Here is a 22,911-nt window from a genome sequence, read left to right as displayed (position 1 = left end):
ACCTATTTCTTATTGTTTTTTCGTCTCACCGCTCTTCGCGTTGACCTTTTCAGCATCCCAATACATTTCGCTGAATACATCCGCTGCCGCGTTAGCCGCACGCTGCAGCTCTTCGAGATTATTATCTACTCCGCCAAATTCGAGCAAAAGCGCTCTGTCGGTTAAATCTTGATTGTAAACACCGTTATCGCCTGGCGAACCTTTGGAAAAGACACCTGTACTTAGTCCAGGGTATTTTTTCTCCATCAGTTTATGAAGCTCGCTCGCAATTTTATAGTTTTCTTCGAAGTTTTTGCTTTTTTTCCCGACGACAAAGGATACCCTGGCATAGCTTTTCCCTTTAATCGTTGCGGTCGTGTCTTTTTTGCGTCGTGAGTCTCTGTGGATATCAATGATATATTGCAGATTTTTATTTGTAGTGAGAGCGTCTTTCACGACCGGTCTTGATTCATCATAAGACCTTGCATAGTTTAAGCCTTTTTTATTCAATTTCGACTGTATATCGGTTTTATTCACTGTGGCTCCGATACCTTGGGATTCAAGCGCTTTTCCGAACATATCTCCTACAAGCGTGACGTTGGCTTTAGAATGGCGCGCCATATCAGGATTAGTCTCGCCTTTTAATAGAGGGAGATATGATTCCGTATTGTGCGTATGATAGATAAACACGACCTTTTTGTCACCTGTTGTTTGTTTCGGCGGATCTTTTTGCCCATTGTCTGATTGCGTCTGCTGTTTTTCAATCTCTGCTAAATTCGCTTCTCTTTCTTCTTCCATCACCTTAGACGGCGGCGGCGATTCCGCAGGCATATTCGTATAATCCGTGCCTTGTCCAGCTAACAGAATCTCGGTATCAAATTGTGCAAACCCCGGCAGCTCCCGGCCGAGAAAGCTCCGCGGATCTTCGAGGTTAATGCTCGTCGCCAGCTTTAAAGATAGACGCGAAAGATGAAATGAGCTGTCGGTTTCAGAAAGGTCAGAAGCAAAATAATGGTTTTCCATCCGCAGCAAGTGTGCAAACACGTCACCCGGCAATTCTTCAGCAATCCCATAAAAAGAGTCGGACGACGGCCTGAGTTCCGGCCGGAGAGACGTCAGCACACCGGATAGAACAAAAATCACGATAAGGCTTACGATAAATAGAAAGATGGCTTTTACCGCTTTCCCGCCATTTACCGCAACAACAATTTGTCTGTTTCTGCGTTTATTTCTCATTGAATCCCTCCAGCGCTTGTCTAGTAATTACTCTATGAACAAGCTAGAGGAAGTAGAACTGTTTAGTGATTGTAGGAGCCTTTGTTTTCTTGTGATACTTTTTCATGAAGCGCTGTGTTTAATCCGTTCGCCAAAACATTTGCCATATCATCGATAAATGAATCGACTTCCTTCGGCGTAACCATTAAGTTGTGCCCTAAAGGCGAAAGCACCTCGTGAATAAGCTGCCGTTTTTCATCTTCATGAAGGGTTCCGACAATACCCAGAAACGATTGGCGCTGCTTTTCATCTGGAAGATCTTCTTCAGTAAGCACTTTCTTTTTCCCAAACGTCATGCCAGCTGGAACAAGTGATCTTGACGGACTGTTATCCTTCATTTCTCTGCCAAAATGTTTTAATATGTAGTCCACCGTGTCGCTGGCAATTGTCACGGCATCAACTACTGTCGGAACACCGATAGCAATCACCGGAACACCAAGTGTGTCTTTGCTTAAATCTTTTCGTTTATTCCCCACCCCAGATCCTGGGTGAATGCCTGTATCCGATATCTGAATGGTTGTGTTGACCCTTTCCACCGCCCGTGCCGCCAATGCGTCAATAGCAATGACAAAATCAGGCTTCGATTGCTCAATCACACCTTTAATAATGTCGCTTGTCTCGATTCCTGTAATCCCCATGACACCCGGTGCAAATGCACTGACAGGCCTATACCCTTCCTGTACGTTTTCCGGCTGAAGCTTAAATAAGTGCCTTGTTACCAACAGATTTTCTACAGCCATCGGTCCAAGCGCGTCAGGTGTCACGTTCCAGTTGCCGAGTCCAACGATCAAACAGCTCGCATCTTTTGAGATATTAAGGTTTTCAAGAAAAGCCGAGAATTCCTCTGCAAAGACAGCAGAGACCTTTTCCTGCATTTCCGAATCATTCTCCCTGATTCCCTGTGCCTCAAGCGTTAAATAGCGCCCTTCTTTTTTTCCCGAAAGCTCCGCGCCTTCCTTTGTAACATCAACTGTGCGGATTTTAATGCCGCCGTGATCACGCTCTTTTTCAATAAATCCTTTAATTTCTTTTGTCGGCACAGCCTGCTGATTGGCCATTGCTTCCTTCGTTTCCACTGCCAAATCGGTACGTATCAAATACTGATTCACATCCAGCTCACTCTTTTTCATACAGGGGCCTCCTTCACATTAAGTACCTATATTGTTGCCATTTGCTGAATGAATCATGCTAAAAAGAGAGCCTTCAATGAAAAATACTTTACATTTATATTGCAATCTAAAGATGTGTTTGATAGAATACAATTTGTTCTATTGTGAAGAAGATTTAACCTTAAGACACTGTGCTACAGGTTGTATCTTAGGAGGTGAAACACATGCCAAACATTAAATCAGCGATTAAACGTACAAAAACAAACAACGAACGCCGCGTTCATAACGCGACAATCAAATCTGCTATGCGTACTGCAATCAAACAAGTTGAAGCTTCTGTTGCCAACAACGAAGCTGACAAAGCGAAAACTGCTCTTACTGAAGCAGCTAAACGTATTGATAAAGCAGTGAAAACAGGTCTTGTACACAAAAATACCGCAGCTCGATACAAATCAAGACTAGCGAAAAAAGTGAACGGACTTTCTGCATAATATAAAAACGATCCTCAATAATGGGGATCGTTTTTTTCATTTCTTTTTAACAGCTGTAAAAGGAACAGTTCGAGCAGGAGCTGCTTGTCCTTTTTACCGGTTTTCATCTCATAGTCCATGACGGCAAGCTGCTCAATGATAGAACGGAGCTCCTCCTCTGAAAAAAGCCTCGCTTGATCCATCGCCAGCTTTACCCGAAATGGGTGAACTTTTAGATTAGAAGCGATTTGTTTTTGTCCGTACCCCTGTTCCGCAAAGTACTTTGTCTGCAGAATCAGCCGGAACTGGTTCGAAATAAGCGCCATGATCTTGATCGGTTCTTCACTTTGTTTAAGCAAATCATAAAAAATTTGCAGACTCTCAGTTCGTTTTCGGTTGACGATTTTATTGATCAGCTCAAAAATATTTTGTTCAAGGCTTCTAGCAACAAGCATTTTCACATCATCCAGCGTAATTTCTTCACGATCTCCAATAAACGTGCAGAGCTTTTGAATCTCCTGAAAAATTGATGACAGATGTCCATTCACAAGCAGAACCAAATGCTCCGCCGCTTCAGTGCCAATTGTTTTTTGCTCTGTTTTTGCAAGGTCGACAGTAAAGTCTGTTGTCTCCTTTGCGTTTAATTCCTTCGCCTCCATCATAAACGCGTGCTTTTTTAACGCTTTCGTCAGCTTTTTCCGCTCATCAAGCTTTTCATACGGAGCAAGCAGGACAAAAACTGTGTAAGGCGCAGGCGATTGTATATACGATTCAAGCGCACTTATGTTGTGCTCCAGTTTTTCTTTTTTCTTTTCACCTGTTAAAAAATATGGATTTTTCACAATGACAAGACGCCGCTCTCCCATAAACGGAAACGTTTCAGCATCTGCAATTGCTTGATCCAGCGGGTCCTCTTCCAGATCAAAAACGGATAGATTGAAATCCTTTGTCTCCTGATCAACGACCGTCTGTCTGATCCTGCTGACGGTTTCCTGCAACAGATATGTCTCTTTTCCGTATAAGCAATAAACCGGATGGACATCTCCTTTTTTCAGGCTTTTCCACACATCAAATACCATTGTTGTACGACTTCCTCTCTTTCATCATCCCCTTCTATCCTAAATTGAGTTTACAAAATAGTAAAGAGGAAGCCTGACTGCTGCTTCCCCATTTATATTAAACGCCTGTTCGCAAGCCCCCGGGACAGCTTGTAAAAAGGCGATAATCACCAGAACAGAAAACGTTACCTAAGCTTCTAGATTTTTCAAAACGATTCGATTATACTTAAATCAGTCAGGAGGGATAAAGTTGAATGATTTTGAAAAAAACGTTCAAAGCAAACGAAATGATGCTGTAGACTCAGCTGTTGGTTTTGTTGTGTCCTTCGGATTTTTCGCCTTCTTGTTTGTCATGGCAACGGTTATTCACCTGGTTGGTTCATAACAGCGACTGCCCGGGCTGCTGATTTCTCGGCAGTCTTTTTTTAGTTCGTCTCTGTTATATCTGATGTATCATATGGAGGATAGACAGAAAAGGTTCCAACTCTGTTTTGATATCTATATTGGATCGTTCCGTTTTGATCTGTACGCAGCACACGGATAGAATGTCTCTGTAATATCTGCAGAACTTCTTGATGAGGATGGTGATACCGATTGTTTTTCCCGGCTGAGATAATGGCCGTTTTCGGCTGAAGCTGTTTGATGAATTCTTCACCGGTAGAGCCTTTGCTCCCATGATGCCCCACCTTTAACACATCTGCTTTTATATTCGGAAACACGTTCATCACCTCTTGTTCCCCTTCTTTCTCCAGATCACCCGTCAAGATCCAGCTCATACCGCCCATTTCCATCCACAGAACGAGAGATGAATTATTTTTGCTTGCCGGATCAGGTGCTTCAGGCGACAGTACATGGAACTGCAAATCCTTTATTTGCAACACGTCGCCTCGCTTCACCTCTTCAATTGCCACTCCCTCTTCTTTGGCTGCCTGCAGCACTTTTTCATCTTTAGGTTCAGAAACGAACCCTTTCGGAATCACGAGGCGCTTTACTTTGTGGTGCTTCAGCAAGGTCTCCGCCTCTCCGATATGATCTTGGTCAGCGTGCGTCAGAATTAAAGCATCAAGCTGGTTGATTCCCTTAGCAGTTAAAAACGGAATCAGCACCTTTTCCCCCAGTGAAAACGGATGTTGTTTTTCACGCCAAGACTCTGACGAGTAAGACAAAGTGCCGCCAGTATCGATTAAGACATGTCCCCGCTGATGCGGAGCACCTACATACATGCTGTCGCCCTGCCCAATATCAATCATGTCCACTTCTCCTTCGGGACTAAGACGCGGAGATGCAAAGAGAAGAAACAGCACCGAGCAGCAAATGCCGCTGGTTACCATCAACTGAGAAAAGGAGCGTTTTTCAATCGACATCAGCAATAGGATGATCGTCACTGTGAATAAAAAGAGAAGAACAGGCGCGGGACGTGCGATGATAAGCGTGAACACATCAATATCTGCGATTTTTGTGATCAGCTTATTGGTCCAGCTCATCAAGAAATCAAACCAACTGAAAAACAATCTGCCAAATGAAGCGGAAAGACTTAATAGAAGAACACCTGCTACAGCCCCCGGCAAAATACAGAACGTATAAAATGGAACCAACAGCATATTCATCGGTATGCTGATGATTGAAAACTGATGAAAATGATATAGGAGAATCGGAAGCGATCCGAGCTGGGCGATGAGTGATACAATTGCCAGCTGACCCAAGGAGGTTTTTACCTGCTGAAAAATAGAAGAGGAAAAAATTAATGAAAAACTGACGGCAAACGATAGCTGAAAACCGGCTTCAAAGAGATGATAAGGATTGAAGAGCAGAAGGGCGATATATGAGAGACAGATTGCCGTTGCCGAGCGGACACGCCATTTGACGAGATTTCCAGCTAAGTAAACACCTGACATTAAAGCGGCGCGAAGCACTGAAGGAGCAGCGCCGGTCAACATCACATAGAGCGGCAGAAATAATAGCAACAGAATTGACGCCTTTTCTCTTGTTATACCGACACGGATCATGATAAAAAACAATCCCGCTGTCAAAATCCCAACGTGGAGCCCTGAAATCGCCAAGAGATGGACAACACCAAGCTTTTGATACGCGGTAAGCACTTCGTCCTCCACATAAAATCTGTCACCAACTGTAAGTGCCTGTACAATTCCTGCCGAATCAGGAGGCAGCAGGCTGTTTGTGAATGATATGATATGTTTTCTCAAGCTGAGCACCTTGTACTTGAAATTTTCAGGTTCGCTGCAATTTTGGATAGACGTGACAGAGTAGTTCCAATGAATATGCTGCCGATAAAGATACTCGTTATAATCAAATGCACCCGGCACAGTTGCGTGATTCGGTTCTTCCAATGTACCAGTCAACTCACATGACATTCCTGATTCTATGTATAACAGCTTTTCTTTTTCATCAGCAGACTGAATGCGATACGCAGCAGCCCATTTTTCCTTATCAGGTGTCTTAACGATCATAGACATACGGTCGCCGTCAATTTTGGGAATAGTGTCAATCACTGCCTTGAAATGATAGGTTCCCTGCCGATAGGAAGAGACATTCTGAGAATCTGTGACTGCATACAGTACAAAAAACAATATAAAAGAGAAGAAACAAACAATAATGAGAAAAGCGTGCCTCGTTTTGATTAAAATGATGAGGAGAAAGAGGATGAATAGAAAAGTAGCGGGGAAATAAGCGGCGGCAGTAATTCCAGCCGTTGCCGAAGCTGCCGCCAAAGGCAATAACAAACGCGAATTACGCATTCATCACACGTAGCTCGTGAAAAGTGTATTCGCCTGTTCATGTATCTTTTTCAATTCTTCCTCCGCTAAACCTAAGATCGGCCAATTTCCCTATAAGACCCGCTACAAATGAAAGCTTTTCCCTGTTTTTCAAATCAACGATCATTTCATCGAGTTCAACCTGTTCAACAGTTACACCCGCCTGTTCAAATAATTCCTGCGCATACGGATTTGTTTTGTAATCCTCAGCATAATAAACCGTTTTGATACCCGCTTGAATAATAGATTTGCAGCATTGAATGCACGGATAATGCGTCACATAAATCTCCGCTCCATCAGTCGGTACCCCAAACTTAGAGCATTGTAGAATCGCATTCATTTCAGCGTGAATCGTTCTTGCACAATGATCATCTATCATTAAGCATCCTTCGTCGGCACAATGCACGCCGCCGCGATTGACCCGTTATAGCCTCCTGCAATCATGCGTTTGTCTCTGACTATAGTAGCGCCGACAGATAATCTCGGACAGGTGCTGCGCAGCGCCAATAAATGGCTTTGAGCCATAAAGTATTGATTCCATGATATTCGTTCCACGTTGTTCCCTCCAAATGTTGTGTTGCCTGACCTTTAGTTTACCTATCATAATGCATGACCGTCAAATCACTTTACTGAAATGGAAGACTTTATTTTCTCAAATGACTTTTCGCCTATTCCTGAAACCTTCGTGATATCTTCAATAGTCTGGAAACGCCCATTTTCCTCCCGGTATGCAATAATAGCTTCAGCTTTGGATGGCCCAACCCCTGAGATACCTTGTAACTCCTCTACGGTGGCTGTATTGATATTTACCAGCTCCCCCTTCCCTCCACCGCTTTGGACAGCTCCTCCGGCACCCTGTTGCCCTGCTGTTTCCTCCCCTTTTTTCGGGATGTACACCACTGTCCCGTCCTGCAGAATCTCCGCCAAATTCACTTGCACTTCATCTGCTTGCTCATTGGTTCCGCCTGCTTTCTCAATTGCCTGAGATACTCTGTCCCCTGTTCGCATTTCATAAACGCCAGGATGCTGAACAGCACCTTTGATGTCTATCACAATTGCTTCGCTTGACTCATCTTTGCCTGCTTCCTGCTTTACCTCCGTATTTACCGTCTCAGTTGGTACAGCCTGCTTCACCGGCTCTTTGTTTCTCCCGCTGGCTAGAAAGATCATAATTGCTGTGAAAACAGCTACAGAAGCCGCTAAAATCATTGCTTTCTTATGCTGATTCAACCAATTCATCGTGCATGTTCCCCGCTTTCGTCATATTTTATTTTCATAACACATATGGTTTAGAGGATAATAGCTCAAAGGAGGGGAAACCATTGAAGGTAGGCTTTATCGGCACAGGAAATATGGGTAAGATCCTTATAGAATCATTTATTGAATCAAAAGCAGCCGATCCCTCAAACATGACAATCACAAACCGCACAATTGAAAAAGCGTTGCACATAAAAAACCGCTACAACAGCATCAACGTTACCGAAAGTCTCGAAAAGCTCGTTTCTGAAAACGAGATGATTTTTATTTGTGTTAAGCCGCTTGATATATATCCTTTACTGGCAAGAGTGTTACCTTATTTAAGAAAAGATCATATTCTCATTTCAATTACAAGCCCCGTTCAAACCGAACAGCTCGAACAATATGTGCCGTGTCAAGTGGCGCGAGTGATCCCAAGTATTACGAACAGGGCGCTGGCAGGTGTTTCTCTCGTCACTTTTGGCACAAGCTGCGGCGAATCTGCAAAAGCGAAAATCAATGAGCTGATGCAGCATATTTCTCATCCGCTGCAAATTGAAAGTGACATTACGAGAGTTGCATCAGACATCGTAAGCTGCGGCCCCGCTTTTATGAGCTATCTGATTCAACGGTTTATAGATGCAGCTGTTTCGGAAACGTCAGTGTCTAAACAGGACGCGATTTTGATGTGTAAGGAAATGCTTGTCGGAATGGGAAAACTGTTAGAAACCGAATTGTATACCCTGCCTGCATTACAGGAAAAGGTTTGCGTTAAAGGCGGCGTAACGGGAGAAGGCATTAAAGCGCTGGAAAGCGGTGTGCAGGATATGTTTCATCGGGTATTTCAAAATACTCATATGAAGTACGAGGAGGATATTTCCGCAGTGAAAAAGCAGTTTCATGTGTAGGCGAGTATGTCATACTTTTGTCTGTACTGCAAAAGCATAAAAAAGCATTTTAAAAAACCATCGTTTTAGGAAACGATGGTTTTTGGTTTCTGCGCCTTGAAAAATAGGCGTTCTGATTGTGCTGATGGCTCCGAATCCGTAAAATCAGCTGTCACGTGATGGAGTTGAAAGCCGCAGTTTTTCAGCATTTCTTCGTATTCATCCACTGGGAACGTTCTTTGCTCGTGTGTCTCATCAAAGCGGTCATATGCTTCTCCGTTCCAAACAAAAAACGACATATCATGAATGACAGAAAGCTCTTCACTTCCGGCAAAGCTCTGCCAAATATAGCTGATATCTTCGTCTTGGTCAGCAAATGTGCTATCCGGAAAAGCTTCCGCAATTTTATAAGATGAATGAACATCAAACAGCAAAATGCCTCCAGGCTTTAACACCCGAAACACACTTTTAAAGGTTTGGATTACATCATTTTTTGTTTTTAAATAATTTAATGAGTCACAGCATATCGCAACAGCATCAAACTGACCGTCAAAGCCGGAAATCTCTCTCATATCCTGCTGAAGAAATAGAATAGGCTGGCTACTAGATACCTTTTGCTGGGCGAAGGAAAGCATCTCCTCGCTGAGATCGATGCCTGTAACCTCGAAACCTTTTTCGGCAAGCCGGATGGAGATTTCTCCCGTGCCGCATGCAAGATCAAGAACACGGCCTTTTTCCGGGAGAGATGCATCAATCCATTTTGTCCATTGATCATAAGGCGCGTGTGACATCAACTCGTCATACACGCTTGCAAAGCCTTGATAAATCATTGGTTCATTCCAAGGTCAAGATCTGCGAGCGGAGCGTCTCCCCACAGCTTTTCAAGGTTATAGTAGCTTCTTTCGTCCTTGTGGAAGACATGAACAATCACATCGCCAAGGTCAACGAGCACCCATCTTGCTTCATCAAAGCCTTCCATCTTTTTGACTTGAATGCCGTTTTCATCAGCCTGATCCTTGATTTCACGGGCAATCGCCTGCACTTGTTTATCTGAATTTCCGTGGCAGATCAAAAAATAATCAGCAACTAGAGAAATGCCTTCCATATCCAGTGCTAAAATATCCTCTGCCCGTTTATCATCGCATGCCGCAGCTGCGAGCTTTAAAATGGCCTTTTGGTTCATTCACAAATTCCTCCTGTTCAGTTGCCAGACACAAGCCAGTTATATGTTAAAAATGTGTCTGGAAAAACCGGTTGATTTTTTTTCATAAGAAAAACCATTGTATTTTTAATGGACTGAATCAGCGCTTGATTCAAATCAGTCTCAGCAAGCTTACGCACCTCATCGACACCGGGAAATGCCCGATTAGGCTCAATGTAATCGGCAACGTAAATGACTTTTTCTAAAAGTGTCATGCCAGGGCGCCCTGAGGTATGATACCTGATGGCGTCAAGAATGTCTTCATCTTGGACACCCGCTTCTCTTTGGACCAAATACGCGCCGACCGGAGCGTGCCAGAGCTCCGGATTATGATCCAATAAATGCGCAGGCATTTTTTCTCGCCCAATAATTTGTTTCATTTCTTCTTTTGGGCGGAATTTGGCATAATCATGAAAGATCGCCGCTGTTTCCGCTTTTTTAGAATCGGCTCCAAAACGCTCCGCAAGTTCGATCGCCGTGTTCATCACGCCAATCGTGTGGATATATCGATGTTCGGTCAATTGCTGCTTCACGCATGCAAGTGCCTCCTCACGATTCATATAAACCATTCTCCTCTACATACTTCTTCACTTTATCAGGGATTAAGTAGTCAGTGGGCTTCTTGCTTTTAAACCGTTCCCTTATCATAGTTGATGATACCTCAAATTCCGGAACGTCTGCAAAGAGAAGCGGATAAGGGGTTTCAACATGAAAACCGGGGCGCTTTACTCCAATAAATTGAATGAGGTTCAGCAGCTCGTCCAGCTTATACCATTTCGGCAAATATTCAATCATATCAGCACCGATTATAAAGAACAGCTGATCATTTGGATAACGCTGCTTCAATAAAGAAACGGTATCAAAGGTATATGATGGCCCTTCTCTTTCCATTTCAACAAGCTCCAGCTTAAAGGACGGATTGGATTGAATCGCAAGCTTCAGCATTTCCACGCGATGCAAGCTGTCGGTATAGTCTTCGTCCTGTTTATGCGGCGGAATTTGATTGGGCATAAACCAAATTTCATCAAGCCCCGCCTGGTACAGCACCTCATTCGCCATTAAGAGGTGACCATTATGCGGAGGATCAAACGTGCCTCCGAAAATTCCGATTTTCTTCATTTCAACCACCTTTAAGGAAGCTCGATTTGTTTATTTTCCTTTGATTCCTTATATAACACAATTGTATTGCCGATTGTCTGCACCAATTGAGAGCGGCTTCCTTTTACAAGAACGTCCGCCACATCATTTTTATCCTCTTCGCAATTCTGGAGAACACTGACTTTAATCAGCTCTCTCGCTTCAAGTGCCTCAGCAATTTGTTTAATCATGTTGTCGTTTACTCCGCCTTTACCTACTTGAAAAATCGGCGTTAAATGATGCGCTTTTGAACGCAAAAAACGTTTTTGTTTACCTGTTAACATTCTGTTCCTCCTAATTTTCCTATTACAATTGATCTCATTTTTTCAATATCAGGCTCTTGTCCAGTCCATAATTGAAAGGATAATGCCGCCTGTTCAACAAACATGCCCACACCATCGAGTGTTTTTAAGCCTTTCTGGCTTGCTTCTTTTAAAAGGGCCGTCTGAATTGGATTATACACGATATCACATACGACAGCACTGCTTGCGGCACGCTGTAATGAAAGCGGCACTTCGTCCACATTCGGATACATGCCCACTGACGTTGTATGGATAATCACATCATACTGCTCAAGACGTTCTTCTGCTTCTTTTAAGCTTAACACTTCTTTATTGTGAAACGAGGGAGTGGATTCTGTAAGCCGCTTTGCTTTTTCCAGCGTCCGGTTGCAAATGGCAAATTTTTTCGGACTATTACGGACAATTGTTGTAAAGATGGCTCTCGCCGCTCCGCCCGCGCCGATCATTAAAAATGACAGTTCAGAGATGGGCTTGTCTAATACCTTCATTAATGACTTCACAAAGCCTTCCCCGTCGGTATTGTATCCGACAAGCTTGTCTCCCTCTCTTCTGACCGTGTTTACGGCACCAAGCACTTTTGCACTCTCATCAATATGATCCAAATAATCCATAATAGAAACCTTGTGCGGGACAGTCACATTGATTCCTTGTACGCCTAGAGCTTTTATTCCCTTTACCGCATCCTCCAGATCATTCTCTTCCACCTTGAAGGCATGATAATGCCCGTCAAGCCCAAGATCTTTCAATGATGCGTTATGAATATCAGGTGACATGGAATGGCCAATCGGATTTCCGATAACCCCGTACAGCTTTTTCATACTCCTCTCCCCTTTTCTTAAATTAATGAGCGCCGAACAAATACATGAACGCCTTTTGGAGCGTATGCAGTTACCTTTTTATCGGCGTCATGGACAGTAACCCAGCCTAACCCAGAGAAAACGATATCTGTCTTTTTGTCTTTTATCGTAAACGTATGGGCGACCAATTCCGGAAACTCATCCATTTCATCTTTACCCGGAGGCGTGAGCAATTCCCCTGCATGCTTTTCATAAAGCGCATCTGCATTTTCAAGTTTTGTTCTATGAATCATCAGCTCATTTGGCATATAGCAAATAAAAGGAGATCTTTCCCCAGACACATAATCGAACCTTGCAAGTCCGCCAAAATACAGTGTTTGCTGATCATTAAGCTGGAAAGTGCGAGGCTTCAGCTCTTTTTTAGGGGATAGTATTTTCAGATCCTTCTTATTGACAAAATGCGCCATTTGATGGTTGTTGATAATTCCCGGAGTATCATAAAGCGCTGAGCCGTCATCCAGCGGAATTTCAATCGCATCAAGGGTTGTGCCAGGAAATTGGGATGTTGTAATAATATCTTCTTCACCTGACACTTCTTTAATAATCCGGTTAATAAAGGTGGACTTCCCTACATTTGTACATCCGACAACATAGACATCTTTGCCGTTGCGGTAATGCTCAATCGCATCAATGACTTCTTTGATTCCCTGGCCGCGTCCCGCACTGACCAAAAATACGTCAACAGGTTTTAAGCCAAGCTCTTTCGCTTCACGTTTCATCCATTGGATCAGACGCTCTCTTTTCAGTGACTTAGGCAAAATATCCGCTTTATTGCCAACTAATAAGATAGGGTTCCCCCCCACCAAGCGCTGCAGCCCATTAATCCAGCTGCCGTTAAAATCAAAAATATCAACTATTTTTACGACAAGAGAGTCCGTTTCCCCAATACCGTGAAGGATGTTCAAAAAATCATCATCCGTTAAGGAAACGTCTTGTATTTCATTGTAGTTTTTCAGTCTGAAGCAACGCTGGCAAATCACATTTTCTTTCGTAAGCGATGCAGGCGGCGCGTACCCCAGACCTGTTTTGTCCTCGGTTTGGATTGCAACTCCGCATCCGATACAAACAACCTTTTCCATTTCTTACTCCTCCCACTGAATGTGCCCTTTTCGTTTGAGAGCACTCAGTATTCTGCGTTCAACCTGGCGATTAAAGCGCGTAATGAATCCGTCAGAGGAAGCGACAGGCACGACCAAAATCGTATGGTAGCCGTTTCGGTTTCCCCCGAGTACATCGGTCAGCAGCTGGTCTCCGATGACCACGCAGTCCTCTTTTTTCAGCTCCATATTGCGCACCGCTCTATTAAAGGCTTTACCCATCGGTTTTCTTGCTTTATAAATGAATGGGATTCCAAGCGGTTCAGAGAAAAGTTTCACTCTTCTTTCATTATTATTAGAGACGATTGTCACTTTAATGCCGTGTTCCTTCATTTCTTCAAACCACTCGATCAACCGCGGCGTCGCGTTCGGCCTGTCCCATTCAACAAGCGTATTATCCAGATCAGTAATAATCCCTTTTACATTTCGTTCCTTTAATTTTTCAGGTGTAATATGAAAAATATTTTTTACAAACTCGTCAGGTAAAAAAAACTTTTTTAACAAAACCCGCACCCTTCCCTTTTCTTTCTCCTTAATATGATTGTCGAAAAAAATCGAACTTGCGCCTAAAGAAAAACTGAGCAAAAAAATTTCGACAAAAATTGGGTTTCTTCACCAGGTGTGGATAAATTTACACACACTATCCACTCTTATTACATCACTCTTTAGACAAATTATAAACACGATACTCACAAGTTATCCACTTTTTGGTGTGGATAACAGAACGATTGTTCTTATATTCATTTCATGGTAGATTAAAGATAACTTCAACCTCAGATAAACGCAACTTATCATTGTATGCGTTAAGATCATGAATGATTCCAACTTTTAAGGAGGTGCCTCTCCCATTAATTGGGTTCCTAGCATGAGAAAACTGTCTGATGAATTACTAATAGAATCTTATTTCAAAGCCACCGAGATGAATTTAAACCGTGACTTTATCGAGTTAATTGAAAACGAAATAAAAAGAAGATCGCTCGGACATATTATTTCCGTATCTTCTTAATAGGAATTTGTCTATTTTTTCCGGGCGTATTTCCTTTTTTTACTCAGATGACTGATATTATATCACTTCGGCTGCGCGCTTTACTACTATTTTCAGCAAAAAACACCCCTAAAAAGAGGTGTTTTAAAGGACCGGTTATTATGCTAACCAGTATATGCCGCCCACAACCAGGAGAACAACAACTAAAACAACAATAAAAGCGTATCCATATGCTCTGCCTGCGCCATACATGTGAAGCGCCTCCTTAATAAGGTTTTATAACAGCCTATGTAGGAGAAATAAATCGGACTAGGCGGTTGTCCGGCTCAACGCTGCAGAATCTGCCCATCTTGTATTCCTTCATATACGATCCTTGCCCCTTTAGGTGTCATATGATTGCCTGAAGGATCTATAAGACCGGATTGGATAAGCGCTTCATCAGTTGCTTTTCCGCCGTCTGCTTCTATAAAATGCTTCCAGTTATCTACAAGAGGGACATTTAGGCGCTTCGACACATCTCTTGTAATATCGTTGTATGAGTCGTGCCATTTCCTTGCTCCGCCTTTTGGTTCAAAAGCAGCTGCTTGATATCTGGAATAGTAAAACAGATGATGCTTCCCATTACCTTCTATAATTGGGATACACGTCATTAAGATAGGCTTGATTCCGTGTTTTCTGCTTTCTTCAATAAAATAAACCAGATTTTCTCTAAAACGCTGCTTCGACACTCTCGGTTTCCCTTCAGTCAGTATGGCAGCGTCATTGGTGCCGAACATAATAAACAAATACTTCGGTTTTTGATCCAGCACATCTGTCTGAAATCGGAGACGGGCATCCTCTGTCGTCTGTCCGCCGATTCCCGCATTGAGTATATCAAGGTTACCGCGCTCAGCTGTTTTTAATATATTGACCCACTGCTGTGCTTTGGGATAATCGCGATAATCCCAATTAGAGCCACGCGTATTGCTGTCACCAAATGCTACAACGTCTTCGTATCCCATTCCCTCGCACCCTGCTGTAACGAACAACAGAAGGAAAAGGATGATAAAATGTTTCATCTTTACACCCCCAAAAGCCTCACCTTAATGTTATACCTCTGTTTCCCTTCGTTCAACGAAGAGTTTTTTTGCTAACACTGTTTTTTCCTATAGTTAACGTGTCCCCCTTAGTGAATATCATTCTGCTTTCATTGCGGCGCAGCAGATGACTTTTTATTTTTAAATTCCCTTCTCTCTAATCTGAAAAACACACAAACCAAAGGAAATAAATACGCTAAGATACAGCTTATCCCTTAAGGTTATGGTTACCCTTTCTATCTCCCCTATGTTAAGAAAACAGAGAGATAGACGGACAGCCTTTTTTATGAACTAAAAAGAATTGTGTTCTTAACCTGGTTTTCAGTTGAACGGCTGAAATGACACCAGTTATACTAATTTAGATGACGGAGATTTTGGCTCCTGACATCATCTAAGTTGGGAGTGACATAGACTATGTTAAAAAAGGGAATAGGTATACTTGTGATTATCGCTATCATTGCAGTCGGTTTTTTTCAAAAAGAAGCTTGGCTTGATGCAATCAAAGCAGGGGGGATATTTTCCGTTTTATTTAGTATGCTGCTGATTGCTGTCGATGTTTTTTTCCCAATAGTGCCGTTTGCTTTAGTTGCTGCTTTAAATGGCGCTGTATTCGGGACGGCAAATGGAATTTGGATTACACTGACCGGCTCAATGCTTGGTACAATATTGCTGTTTTTTCTCGCCAGGTACAGTTTTAGAGATTGGGCCAGAAGAAAAGTTCAGGCATATCCTGCCATACAAAGCTACGAGGCTTCCTTCAACAAAAATGCTTTTACCGCTGTTTTATTAGGAAGGCTGATACCGGTCATACCTTCCCTTATAATGAACGTGATCTGCGGACTGAGTCAGGTTCGCTGGCATGTTTTTTTCTTTGCATCTTTCATAGGGAAAATCCCCAATATTGTTGTTGTCACCATTGCAGGTGCCAACTTCACCAGCAATAAATTATTGTCTATCAGCATTTACGGTGCGTATATTCTGATCATCATGCTGGTCATATATAAAAAGTTTCCTCATCTTCTGAAGGTGCAAAAAAAATAAGGAGGCTTGTTCGCCCCCTTACTTTTTTTCCGTCGCATGGCCTCCAAATTCATTTCGAAGGGCAGCGACATGGCGACCACAGGAGTTGCGCTCTGCAGATCAAGCGTGGTTTCCGCCGTCCGTTTCCCTTCACCTATGGATCATTTTTCAAAAATGTCCGCTTCCCGCTTCCGACGGCGGTGTCCTGAAAAAGCAGTTCTACAAGCTCCCATGCTTTATGATCACCCCCCACCATAAAACAGGCTCCATGCCATGCGCCTTCATTCCGCCCGCCGTACCGGCATCGAGATAATGGATACCGCTTCTTTCATTTAATTGTAGCGGTAGATCGATTCTTTTTAATGATAATCATATCGCCTTTTCTTAATAAAGGTCATACATCACGCAAAACTGCCCCACCAACCTTGATTTATATCATATCCAACCGCTTGACGATTGCGGGCTATGAATTGCTTTCCTATGTTTATGCCCATTTTCCCTAAGCCGATTAATCCGATTTTCATGCCTGTTCCTTCTGATTGTCAAAAGCCTTTACTTTTTATGTTCCCTTTGTAGTTGACACGCAGAAAACAAATGAAACTACATCTTCTGCCCATTTTAATATGTTTTTCATGACCGGCTGTACCTGCCAGTTCCATTTCGGAACCCTCTTAAATCCATAATTTTCACTTTATCCTTGATTTACCATCTCGTTGAGTTAAAATATGGGAAGAGAATTTTCAGTAAAAGAAGGTGTCATGTTGCAGAATCAATCTCATACTCTTATTGGGGTTACGAAAACCGCTGTATTCTTTTTATACGCTGCACTTGCAATCATCGGTTTTGCAATCGGTTATTTTATCCCGCAGATTGCGAAATGGGCATTATCCCTTCCGTGGATTCCTTTTGAAGGACCGCTTCGGCTCATCACCTCTTTTCAGGGATCAACAGCTGCATTTATCACTGCTCTTCTCGGTATGACTGCAGGGATTTGGTTCGCTCATTCTGTTATTGCAATGCTGCTGTCTGTCAAGATTACAGATCACACAGTGGAATTCATGAAAGGAAAAAAAGTGCAAACAATTCATTCCGGTGACATCGCTCTCGTGTTTATGGATCACAAACGGCTTGTCCTCCTAGGAACAGCCGGATATGAATTGGTACGGGAAGAAATTGATGAAAAACCAGTAAACGTTGAGAAGGCCTTTAGACAGCATCATTACGAATGGGCAGCAGATGGTGATCCGTTTACAGATCAATTTCGCCGATGGATTCCTGATGCACCTGACCTATCGCAAAGCGCCCATGCCTTATTAAAAGCTCGTCACAAAGCGCTGGAGGACGAACAAAAAGACGATATTGAAGAATTCCGTCTCGAACTGGCACAGCTGGGCATTGTTGTACGGGACGAAGGCACACGCCAATATTGGCGAAAAGCAGAAACCTCTCCCCTGAACATTCAGCACGGCGAAGGGTTGTAACAACAGAGGCTCAAGAAAGAGCCTCTTCTTTACTACTGCACAATAAACAGCACTCTGGTGCCGTCAGGATAGCTGCTCATTTGATTCCCTACCCATGAGCCGGCCCCGCGATTATCAGAAGGCGTCACATATCGGACATCAGCTCCTGCGCCGCCTTCCTCGCAGACTGCCATCGGCCACTCATCCCGATCATAGCCCGGCTTCGTCGGAATACCCTTTAATGATTCCTCCCGCCTTTTGTCTGCTCCATCTCTATCTATGGTGCAAATCTCAGAATGTCCCTCTGCAATCGCATCTCTAATATGATCGCCTGTTTCCGTATAACGAGACAGCGGAAAATATAACACTTTGTCATACAAAGAAGCGCCTTGGATCTGCTGCGGAACCATTACACAAAGAAGAACTGCTGCAGCAAGAAACAAGCCTGCCATCCATTTTTTCATTCCCATCCCCCCATACATTTGTTCATTTCAATGTATTGGTGCATGATAAAAATTATTGTTAACATTTGAAGTTAATATGCTGTTTACAAAAGCCCAGGCTCCCCTGCGAGAAATTTCCCGGTACAGACACAGACAGCCTCCCGCCCACATACATTTACATATAGGCTTTTGCCTACATACTTTTGTGGAGGTGACGATGGTGACAGGTGTTTTCGCAGCGCTCGGCTTTGTTGTTAAAGAGCTTGTCTTTTTAGTATCTTACGTGAAAAACAATGCCTTTCCACAACCGCTCTCAAGCAGCGAGGAAAAAAAATACTTAGAGCTCATGGCTAAAGGGGATGAACATGCCAGAAACATGCTGATTGAGCATAATCTTCGCTTGGTCGCCCATATTGTGAAAAAATTTGAAAATACAGGAGAGGATGCAGAGGACTTAATCTCCATCGGAACGATCGGGCTGATAAAAGGAATTGAAAGCTATTCCGCTGGTAAAGGGACAAAGCTGGCGACGTATGCTGCGAGGTGTATTGAAAATGAAATCCTCATGCATTTGCGCGCATTGAAAAAAACAAAAAAAGACGTCTCCCTTCACGATCCGATCGGGCAGGATAAGGAAGGAAATGAAATAAGCCTGATTGATGTTTTGAAATCAGAAAACGAAGATGTGATAGACACGATCCAGCTCAATATGGAGCTTGAAAAAGTGAAACAATACATTGACATTTTAGATGACCGTGAAAAGGAAGTGATTGTCGGGCGATTTGGACTTGATTTGAAGAAGGAAAAAACGCAGCGTGAGATTGCCAAAGAACTCGGGATCTCGCGCAGCTATGTATCGCGGATTGAAAAGCGGGCGCTGATGAAGATGTTTCATGAGTTTTATCGGGCAGAGAAGGAAAAGCGGAAGAAGGCGAAAGGGAAATAATGCAGAAGAGGCCGGATCTCATATTCCGGCTTTCTCTATTTTACTAAAGTTTCTATTAAAAGAAATAGAAAAAGAGTTATGAACATCATTTTTGTTATCACTGATAAGCTCTCCAGAAAATCCTTCATCGGCATACTTCAGCACATAGTCCCTGCTTTCTTTTACAGGCCTCGATCTGGCTGTCATGCTGAATCCCTTGATCGCTTGTTCCTCGGTCGATACCCTTACATATATTGCTATCTCCCTGGATCTCCTTACTATAAAGTTTTATTAAATAATGATTGCAATCGTTAATGCATTTGTCAGCTTGCGGTCCCTCGATGATTATTACCTTCATTAAATGCATCACCCCTTTGGTAATGCTATGTAGGAGCTGTTTGTCCAAATACGAAGCTTTTTAGTAAGTTCAGAAGTTCTACCAATTTATTAATTTTATTAAATAACCCCCTTTCACACCTTAATATTTAATAAAAAGGGGGCAATCTTAAGCTATTAATGTTATAGTTTATTTTTCTAATATCATATATAATTCAACCTTAACCGTAGAGAATTTCAGCTGAAGTATCTATTTAAAATCTTCTAAGTCCTGTATTTACAAACTGCCAATAATAATTTCTAATATATCAGATCCATCAATACAAATTCTTCCTCCAAATGGGGTCCGTATACAAAACTTCACGTCATCTGGATTTGGATTCAATAGATCAATATTTGCAATTAATTCACTTGTTAAAGAATAAAGATATGGACATCGTCCACAAGGTTTATGAGCATTAACAACTTTTACATATAATTTTACATAACGCAGATCATCAGAAAGCTCTGCAGAACACCCAATCGATCCCCTATTCCCTTTTGGAAGTCCTAAACCTCTAATAAGATCTTCGATTTTTCTACATATTTCATTTTGTATTTCCTCGACTGGCTGTAATTTTGTATGAAGTTCTATAATTTGTTGTATGTTGTTTCCTAGAACATCTAATTGTACATGTTGATTAGTTTGATTCGTCCCACTATAGTTAGGTACTGAAGTAGAATGAATACATGGAAAAACAAATGGAGAGGCAAATACTAACTCGTGTTCAAATATATTAGGACATTTACTTTTTGCTGAAATTATTCTATAATCATAGTTTTGTGTAACTAGATTCTTATAAACACATAAACGACATAACCCCTCATTTTGTTGATAACCTGTTGTTTTATTATTCATTACTAACACCATCCTTGAATTAATCTTTGACATTATACAGATTTTTCTCAAGAGGGGTGCCTATCCGATGTAATAAATTTAAATATATGGTTAATTTAACCATATATCACAAGCAACTTCCCCTAAAATCTCGATAAAGCCAAAGCCACAGATTCAGTTCTTTTTATAACGGACCTGTAAATGCTATTCATTTGCTTTTTGCCTTACGAGGAAATCTTTGATGAGTATGAAAACAAATAAAAAAACCGATGGTTTGGATCATCGGTTTCTTCTCTGACGCATACCACGCCCACTAGCCCCTCAATAAGTGGGAGTACATATTCAGTACAAAAGCCTGTAATTCAAGCATTTGAAGTCATTCATTACATCCATTTAGACCGCTTTACATTTATTTTGGACACAAAATGGGCATAAATAAACTTTTATTGCTTATACGCAAGTCCCCTCTGTCATTTTCCAAAGTGCAATAAATATTTAAAATCATCTAATTAAAGTTCAACTTCAAATTCTTCTTGATCTTCAAATTCTTCCTCCATTTCTTCTATTCGCAATACTAAATAATCTTTAATTTCTTCAAGGACCTCAGGAATGTCCCTAACAATAGATAGTCCAGCTAATATATTTTGTCTATAAAATTCCATATAAGAGTCCCTTTGTTTTTCTTTTTTTGCGTATTTAGGAATTAAATATTGCCTAATACTTTTATCTAAATCACTTTGTAAATCATCAGTATACAATATTAAATGATAATTTTGAAACCAGTATTGTTCATCGACCATTTCTTTTAATTTTTCAATATACTCTTTTCCAAACTGCCCATCTTTTAAGTAATATGAAATTAATATTTGATTATTTGACTTGATGACACTGCTTTTATTCTCTTCCAATATTTCTGTAAATTCAAAGGTTTTTATCGCATAATAAAAATATAGTTGTTCTTCATTAAATTGTTTTTTTAGTGCTTCTCTATATCTGACTTGGAAGAATTTATATAACCTTTCCTTTTCAAAATTGCTCATAACATTGAATTTATCAACTGTATATAATAGAGTCTCAGGAGATAGACCAAGAATGAAACATAATTGATGATAGTCATAATCCTTAACTTGATATTTCTCAAGGTCTAAATCTCTAAAATATTTCGTTTTAAAAAAATTATTTATAAAAACTTTTTTCAGTTTATCATCCTTCAATTTCGAAAGTCTAAAAACAAGTTGATTAATGAAAAATAGCTTGTTATTATCTATTTCCCTATTAAACCTTACATTGCATTTGGCAATTAATTTTTTCCAATACCTTGCTACTAAATTGTAATTGTTGAAAGATTCATATGTCCATACTTCTCTTTTATTTTCATTTCTTTCCAGATCGTATTTTTCCAAAATTTCATCAAAGATTTTTATTACTTTTTGAGCATCACCTTTATTACAGAAAAAGTAAAAATCATCAGAGAAATAAGAGAACTCACAGTCAATCTCTAAGTTTTCAATTTCTTTTTCAATATCAAGACTGATACTTTTCAAGTTAGTTTCTGCAAAATATAAAGATAAGTAATTACCCATAATTAAACCATTTGTTTTTCCATTATTCATACTTGTTAAAAAACGTTCATTATGTCCTTGAAAGTCAATCAAATGGGTATATATCCTTCCATAGTATTCCTTGATATCAATTTTAATCAGATGATCATAAATACATAATCTATTAAAATCTTCCTCCAACTGTCTATCGTATTCTCCAGAAACAAAATCTCCAGTATCAATGTTTGTCGATAAGCGTTTATGTAAACGATCTAAATTTTGCACATTTTCAAAACTTGGTAAATCCTTAAAATGTTCATATGCAGCTACAAAATTCAGGATATTTGGTATTTTTAAAGTACGATACTTATCCTCTTGTTTTTTCACTCTAAATTTGAAGGGTTCAGACCAACTTAAATTATTTATATCTAATGATGATATTTCTTGTGGCATTTTAAGATTATCAACATCAAGAAAATGCTTTACTGCATTTTTAAAATTATATAGATTATTTAGCTTCATTTCATCTTATTCTCCCATCATATTTTCATGATAAGCCAGTATTTTCATTACTCTTTTGGTATCGTCATTACCACAACCATTTATACCATTTTACATTAATTTTCAATACAAAAGGGCATATTTTCAGCATTCCATTCAAATAAAAAGAGAAAGGTGTAATACCCTTCCTCTTTATGCACCAACTCGATTTGAAGCACTGTCTTCATCTACGAAGTGAGTTTTTTAATGACTAATCCCCAAAACCACTTAATTCCCCATTGAGAGTTTTTCCAGGAGAACCAAAAAGTTATTGCGGTCTCACCGAAAATTTAAATTGCGGTGCCCTATTGCCTTTTTCTGCGAAA

The 22,911-nt window shown here is 41.1% G+C and carries 25 protein-coding genes and 3 pseudogenes; 7 read left to right on the top strand and 21 right to left on the bottom strand.

Annotation, left to right across the window (positions count from 1 at the left end):
• Positions 1 to 9 precede the first annotated feature (9 nt).
• Positions 10 to 1,215, bottom strand: coding sequence for a spore autolysin SpoIIP (gene spoIIP, locus QA442_RS08925; protein ID WP_040082576.1), 1,206 nt, complete (start codon positions 1,213 to 1,215; stop codon positions 10 to 12).
• A gap of 62 nt (positions 1,216 to 1,277) precedes the next feature.
• Positions 1,278 to 2,384 (bottom strand): GPR endopeptidase, encoded by a 1,107-nt coding sequence (gene gpr, locus QA442_RS08920; RefSeq protein ID WP_069839518.1) that lies wholly within the window; start codon positions 2,382 to 2,384, stop codon positions 1,278 to 1,280.
• A gap of 203 nt (positions 2,385 to 2,587) precedes the next feature.
• Here gpr and rpsT point away from each other — a divergent pair, with 203 nt between their 5' ends.
• Positions 2,588 to 2,854 (top strand): 30S ribosomal protein S20, encoded by a 267-nt coding sequence (rpsT, locus tag QA442_RS08915; RefSeq protein WP_003229989.1) that lies wholly within the window; start codon positions 2,588 to 2,590, stop codon positions 2,852 to 2,854.
• A 14-nt stretch (positions 2,855 to 2,868) separates the two neighbouring features.
• On the opposite strand, the gene holA is transcribed toward rpsT, so the two are convergent.
• Both holA and QA442_RS08905 read right to left on the bottom strand, forming a co-directional pair.
• Positions 2,869 to 3,912, bottom strand: a complete 1,044-nt coding sequence (gene holA, locus QA442_RS08910) for a DNA polymerase III subunit delta (RefSeq protein ID WP_095431720.1) — start codon at positions 3,910 to 3,912, stop codon at positions 2,869 to 2,871.
• A 39-nt stretch (positions 3,913 to 3,951) separates the two neighbouring features.
• Complete coding sequence (locus tag QA442_RS08905) at positions 3,952 to 4,065, bottom strand: hypothetical protein (RefSeq protein WP_134975484.1); 114 nt, start codon at positions 4,063 to 4,065, stop codon at positions 3,952 to 3,954.
• A 76-nt stretch (positions 4,066 to 4,141) separates the two neighbouring features.
• Between QA442_RS08905 and QA442_RS08900 the strand changes: the two genes are divergently transcribed.
• On the top strand, positions 4,142 to 4,276 hold the full coding sequence (locus QA442_RS08900; RefSeq protein WP_003229983.1) for a YqzM family protein: 135 nt from the start codon (positions 4,142 to 4,144) through the stop codon (positions 4,274 to 4,276).
• 40 nt (positions 4,277 to 4,316) lie between these two features.
• Here QA442_RS08900 and QA442_RS08895 read toward each other — a convergent pair whose 3' ends face one another.
• The 3 genes and pseudogenes from QA442_RS08895 to QA442_RS08885 all read right to left on the bottom strand — a co-directional run bounded on the left by QA442_RS08895 (position 4,317) and on the right by QA442_RS08885 (position 7,904).
• A complete protein-coding gene (locus tag QA442_RS08895) occupies positions 4,317 to 6,647 on the bottom strand; it encodes a DNA internalization-related competence protein ComEC/Rec2 (RefSeq protein ID WP_095431721.1) in 2,331 nt (776 codons plus the stop codon).
• Between the two features lie 3 nt (positions 6,648 to 6,650).
• Positions 6,651 to 7,220 (bottom strand): annotated as a pseudogene (locus QA442_RS08890) (ComE operon protein 2).
• 66 nt (positions 7,221 to 7,286) lie between these two features.
• Complete coding sequence (locus tag QA442_RS08885; RefSeq protein ID WP_095431722.1) at positions 7,287 to 7,904, bottom strand: helix-hairpin-helix domain-containing protein; 618 nt, start codon at positions 7,902 to 7,904, stop codon at positions 7,287 to 7,289.
• A gap of 83 nt (positions 7,905 to 7,987) precedes the next feature.
• Here QA442_RS08885 and comER point away from each other — a divergent pair, with 83 nt between their 5' ends.
• Positions 7,988 to 8,809: a late competence protein ComER gene (gene comER, locus QA442_RS08880; RefSeq protein WP_095431723.1), complete on the top strand. Its 822-nt coding sequence runs from the start codon at positions 7,988 to 7,990 to the stop codon at positions 8,807 to 8,809.
• 65 nt (positions 8,810 to 8,874) lie between these two features.
• On the opposite strand, the gene QA442_RS08875 is transcribed toward comER, so the two are convergent.
• The 8 genes from QA442_RS08875 to QA442_RS08840 are packed head-to-tail and all read right to left on the bottom strand — an operon-like array spanning position 8,875 to position 13,886.
• Positions 8,875 to 9,618 carry a class I SAM-dependent DNA methyltransferase gene (locus QA442_RS08875; RefSeq protein WP_095431724.1) on the bottom strand — a complete coding sequence of 248 codons (744 nt, stop codon included), beginning with the start codon at positions 9,616 to 9,618 and terminating at the stop codon, positions 8,875 to 8,877.
• Positions 9,615 to 9,971 carry a ribosome silencing factor gene (gene rsfS / locus QA442_RS08870; RefSeq protein ID WP_014664671.1) on the bottom strand — a complete coding sequence of 119 codons (357 nt, stop codon included), beginning with the start codon at positions 9,969 to 9,971 and terminating at the stop codon, positions 9,615 to 9,617. Before rsfS ends, QA442_RS08875 begins: the two co-directional genes overlap by 4 nt.
• A gap of 17 nt (positions 9,972 to 9,988) precedes the next feature.
• Positions 9,989 to 10,549 carry a bis(5'-nucleosyl)-tetraphosphatase (symmetrical) YqeK gene (gene yqeK, locus QA442_RS08865; RefSeq protein ID WP_069149899.1) on the bottom strand — a complete coding sequence of 187 codons (561 nt, stop codon included), beginning with the start codon at positions 10,547 to 10,549 and terminating at the stop codon, positions 9,989 to 9,991.
• Entirely contained in the window at positions 10,539 to 11,108 is a 570-nt protein-coding gene (locus QA442_RS08860; RefSeq protein WP_014664673.1) for a nicotinate-nucleotide adenylyltransferase, read from the bottom strand. Before QA442_RS08860 ends, yqeK begins: the two co-directional genes overlap by 11 nt.
• An 11-nt stretch (positions 11,109 to 11,119) precedes the next feature.
• The gene (yhbY, locus tag QA442_RS08855; RefSeq protein WP_095431725.1) at positions 11,120 to 11,410 is read right to left on the bottom strand and encodes a ribosome assembly RNA-binding protein YhbY; all 291 of its coding nucleotides are present in this window, start codon (positions 11,408 to 11,410) and stop codon (positions 11,120 to 11,122) included.
• A complete protein-coding gene (gene aroE, locus QA442_RS08850) occupies positions 11,404 to 12,246 on the bottom strand; it encodes a shikimate dehydrogenase (protein ID WP_095431726.1) in 843 nt (280 codons plus the stop codon). Before aroE ends, yhbY begins: the two co-directional genes overlap by 7 nt.
• Before the next feature lie 17 nt (positions 12,247 to 12,263).
• On the bottom strand, positions 12,264 to 13,364 hold the full coding sequence (gene yqeH, locus QA442_RS08845; RefSeq protein ID WP_095431727.1) for a ribosome biogenesis GTPase YqeH: 1,101 nt from the start codon (positions 13,362 to 13,364) through the stop codon (positions 12,264 to 12,266).
• A gap of 3 nt (positions 13,365 to 13,367) precedes the next feature.
• Complete coding sequence (locus QA442_RS08840; protein WP_003226126.1) at positions 13,368 to 13,886, bottom strand: YqeG family HAD IIIA-type phosphatase; 519 nt, start codon at positions 13,884 to 13,886, stop codon at positions 13,368 to 13,370.
• 361 nt (positions 13,887 to 14,247) lie between these two features.
• Between QA442_RS08840 and sda the strand changes: the two genes are divergently transcribed.
• Entirely contained in the window at positions 14,248 to 14,388 is a 141-nt protein-coding gene (gene sda / locus QA442_RS08835) for a sporulation histidine kinase inhibitor Sda (protein ID WP_003226124.1), read from the top strand.
• Positions 14,389 to 14,693: 305 nt separating this feature from the next.
• Here sda and QA442_RS08830 read toward each other — a convergent pair whose 3' ends face one another.
• Entirely contained in the window at positions 14,694 to 15,425 is a 732-nt protein-coding gene (locus tag QA442_RS08830; RefSeq protein ID WP_095431728.1) for an SGNH/GDSL hydrolase family protein, read from the bottom strand.
• Positions 15,426 to 15,857: 432 nt separating this feature from the next.
• Here QA442_RS08830 and QA442_RS08825 point away from each other — a divergent pair, with 432 nt between their 5' ends.
• Positions 15,858 to 16,484, top strand: coding sequence for a TVP38/TMEM64 family protein (locus tag QA442_RS08825; protein ID WP_095431729.1), 627 nt, complete (start codon positions 15,858 to 15,860; stop codon positions 16,482 to 16,484).
• An 18-nt stretch (positions 16,485 to 16,502) separates the two neighbouring features.
• Here QA442_RS08825 and QA442_RS08820 read toward each other — a convergent pair.
• Positions 16,503 to 16,987, bottom strand: a pseudogene (locus QA442_RS08820) (NAD(P)-binding domain-containing protein).
• Between the two features lie 234 nt (positions 16,988 to 17,221).
• Between QA442_RS08820 and QA442_RS08815 the strand changes: the two are divergent.
• Entirely contained in the window at positions 17,222 to 17,944 is a 723-nt protein-coding gene (locus QA442_RS08815; RefSeq protein WP_095431742.1) for a YqeB family protein, read from the top strand.
• A 32-nt stretch (positions 17,945 to 17,976) separates the two neighbouring features.
• Here the strand turns inward: QA442_RS08815 and nucB are convergent, their stop codons facing one another.
• Entirely contained in the window at positions 17,977 to 18,387 is a 411-nt protein-coding gene (gene nucB, locus QA442_RS08810; RefSeq protein ID WP_279474033.1) for a sporulation-specific Dnase NucB, read from the bottom strand.
• 196 nt (positions 18,388 to 18,583) lie between these two features.
• Between nucB and sigK the strand changes: the two genes are divergently transcribed.
• Complete coding sequence (gene sigK / locus QA442_RS08805) at positions 18,584 to 19,312, top strand: RNA polymerase sporulation sigma factor SigK (RefSeq protein WP_013308023.1); 729 nt, start codon at positions 18,584 to 18,586, stop codon at positions 19,310 to 19,312.
• A gap of 102 nt (positions 19,313 to 19,414) precedes the next feature.
• Here sigK and QA442_RS22220 read toward each other — a convergent pair.
• The 3 genes and pseudogenes from QA442_RS22220 to QA442_RS08790 all read right to left on the bottom strand — a co-directional run.
• Positions 19,415 to 19,552 (bottom strand): annotated as a pseudogene (locus tag QA442_RS22220) (recombinase family protein); the annotation flags it as partial.
• A gap of 352 nt (positions 19,553 to 19,904) precedes the next feature.
• Positions 19,905 to 20,525 carry an amidohydrolase family protein gene (locus tag QA442_RS08795; RefSeq protein WP_095432930.1) on the bottom strand — a complete coding sequence of 207 codons (621 nt, stop codon included), beginning with the start codon at positions 20,523 to 20,525 and terminating at the stop codon, positions 19,905 to 19,907.
• A 488-nt stretch (positions 20,526 to 21,013) separates the two neighbouring features.
• On the bottom strand, positions 21,014 to 22,567 hold the full coding sequence (locus QA442_RS08790) for an RNA-dependent RNA polymerase family protein (RefSeq protein WP_103750527.1): 1,554 nt from the start codon (positions 22,565 to 22,567) through the stop codon (positions 21,014 to 21,016).
• Between the last annotated feature and the right edge of the window lie 344 nt (positions 22,568 to 22,911).

It is taken from the genome of Bacillus stercoris, assembly GCF_029772985.1.
GTDB classification, from domain to species: Bacteria; Bacillota; Bacilli; order Bacillales; family Bacillaceae; genus Bacillus; species Bacillus stercoris.
Note: the sequence above shows the minus strand (reverse complement) of the source record. Positions and strands in the feature narration are given on the sequence as shown.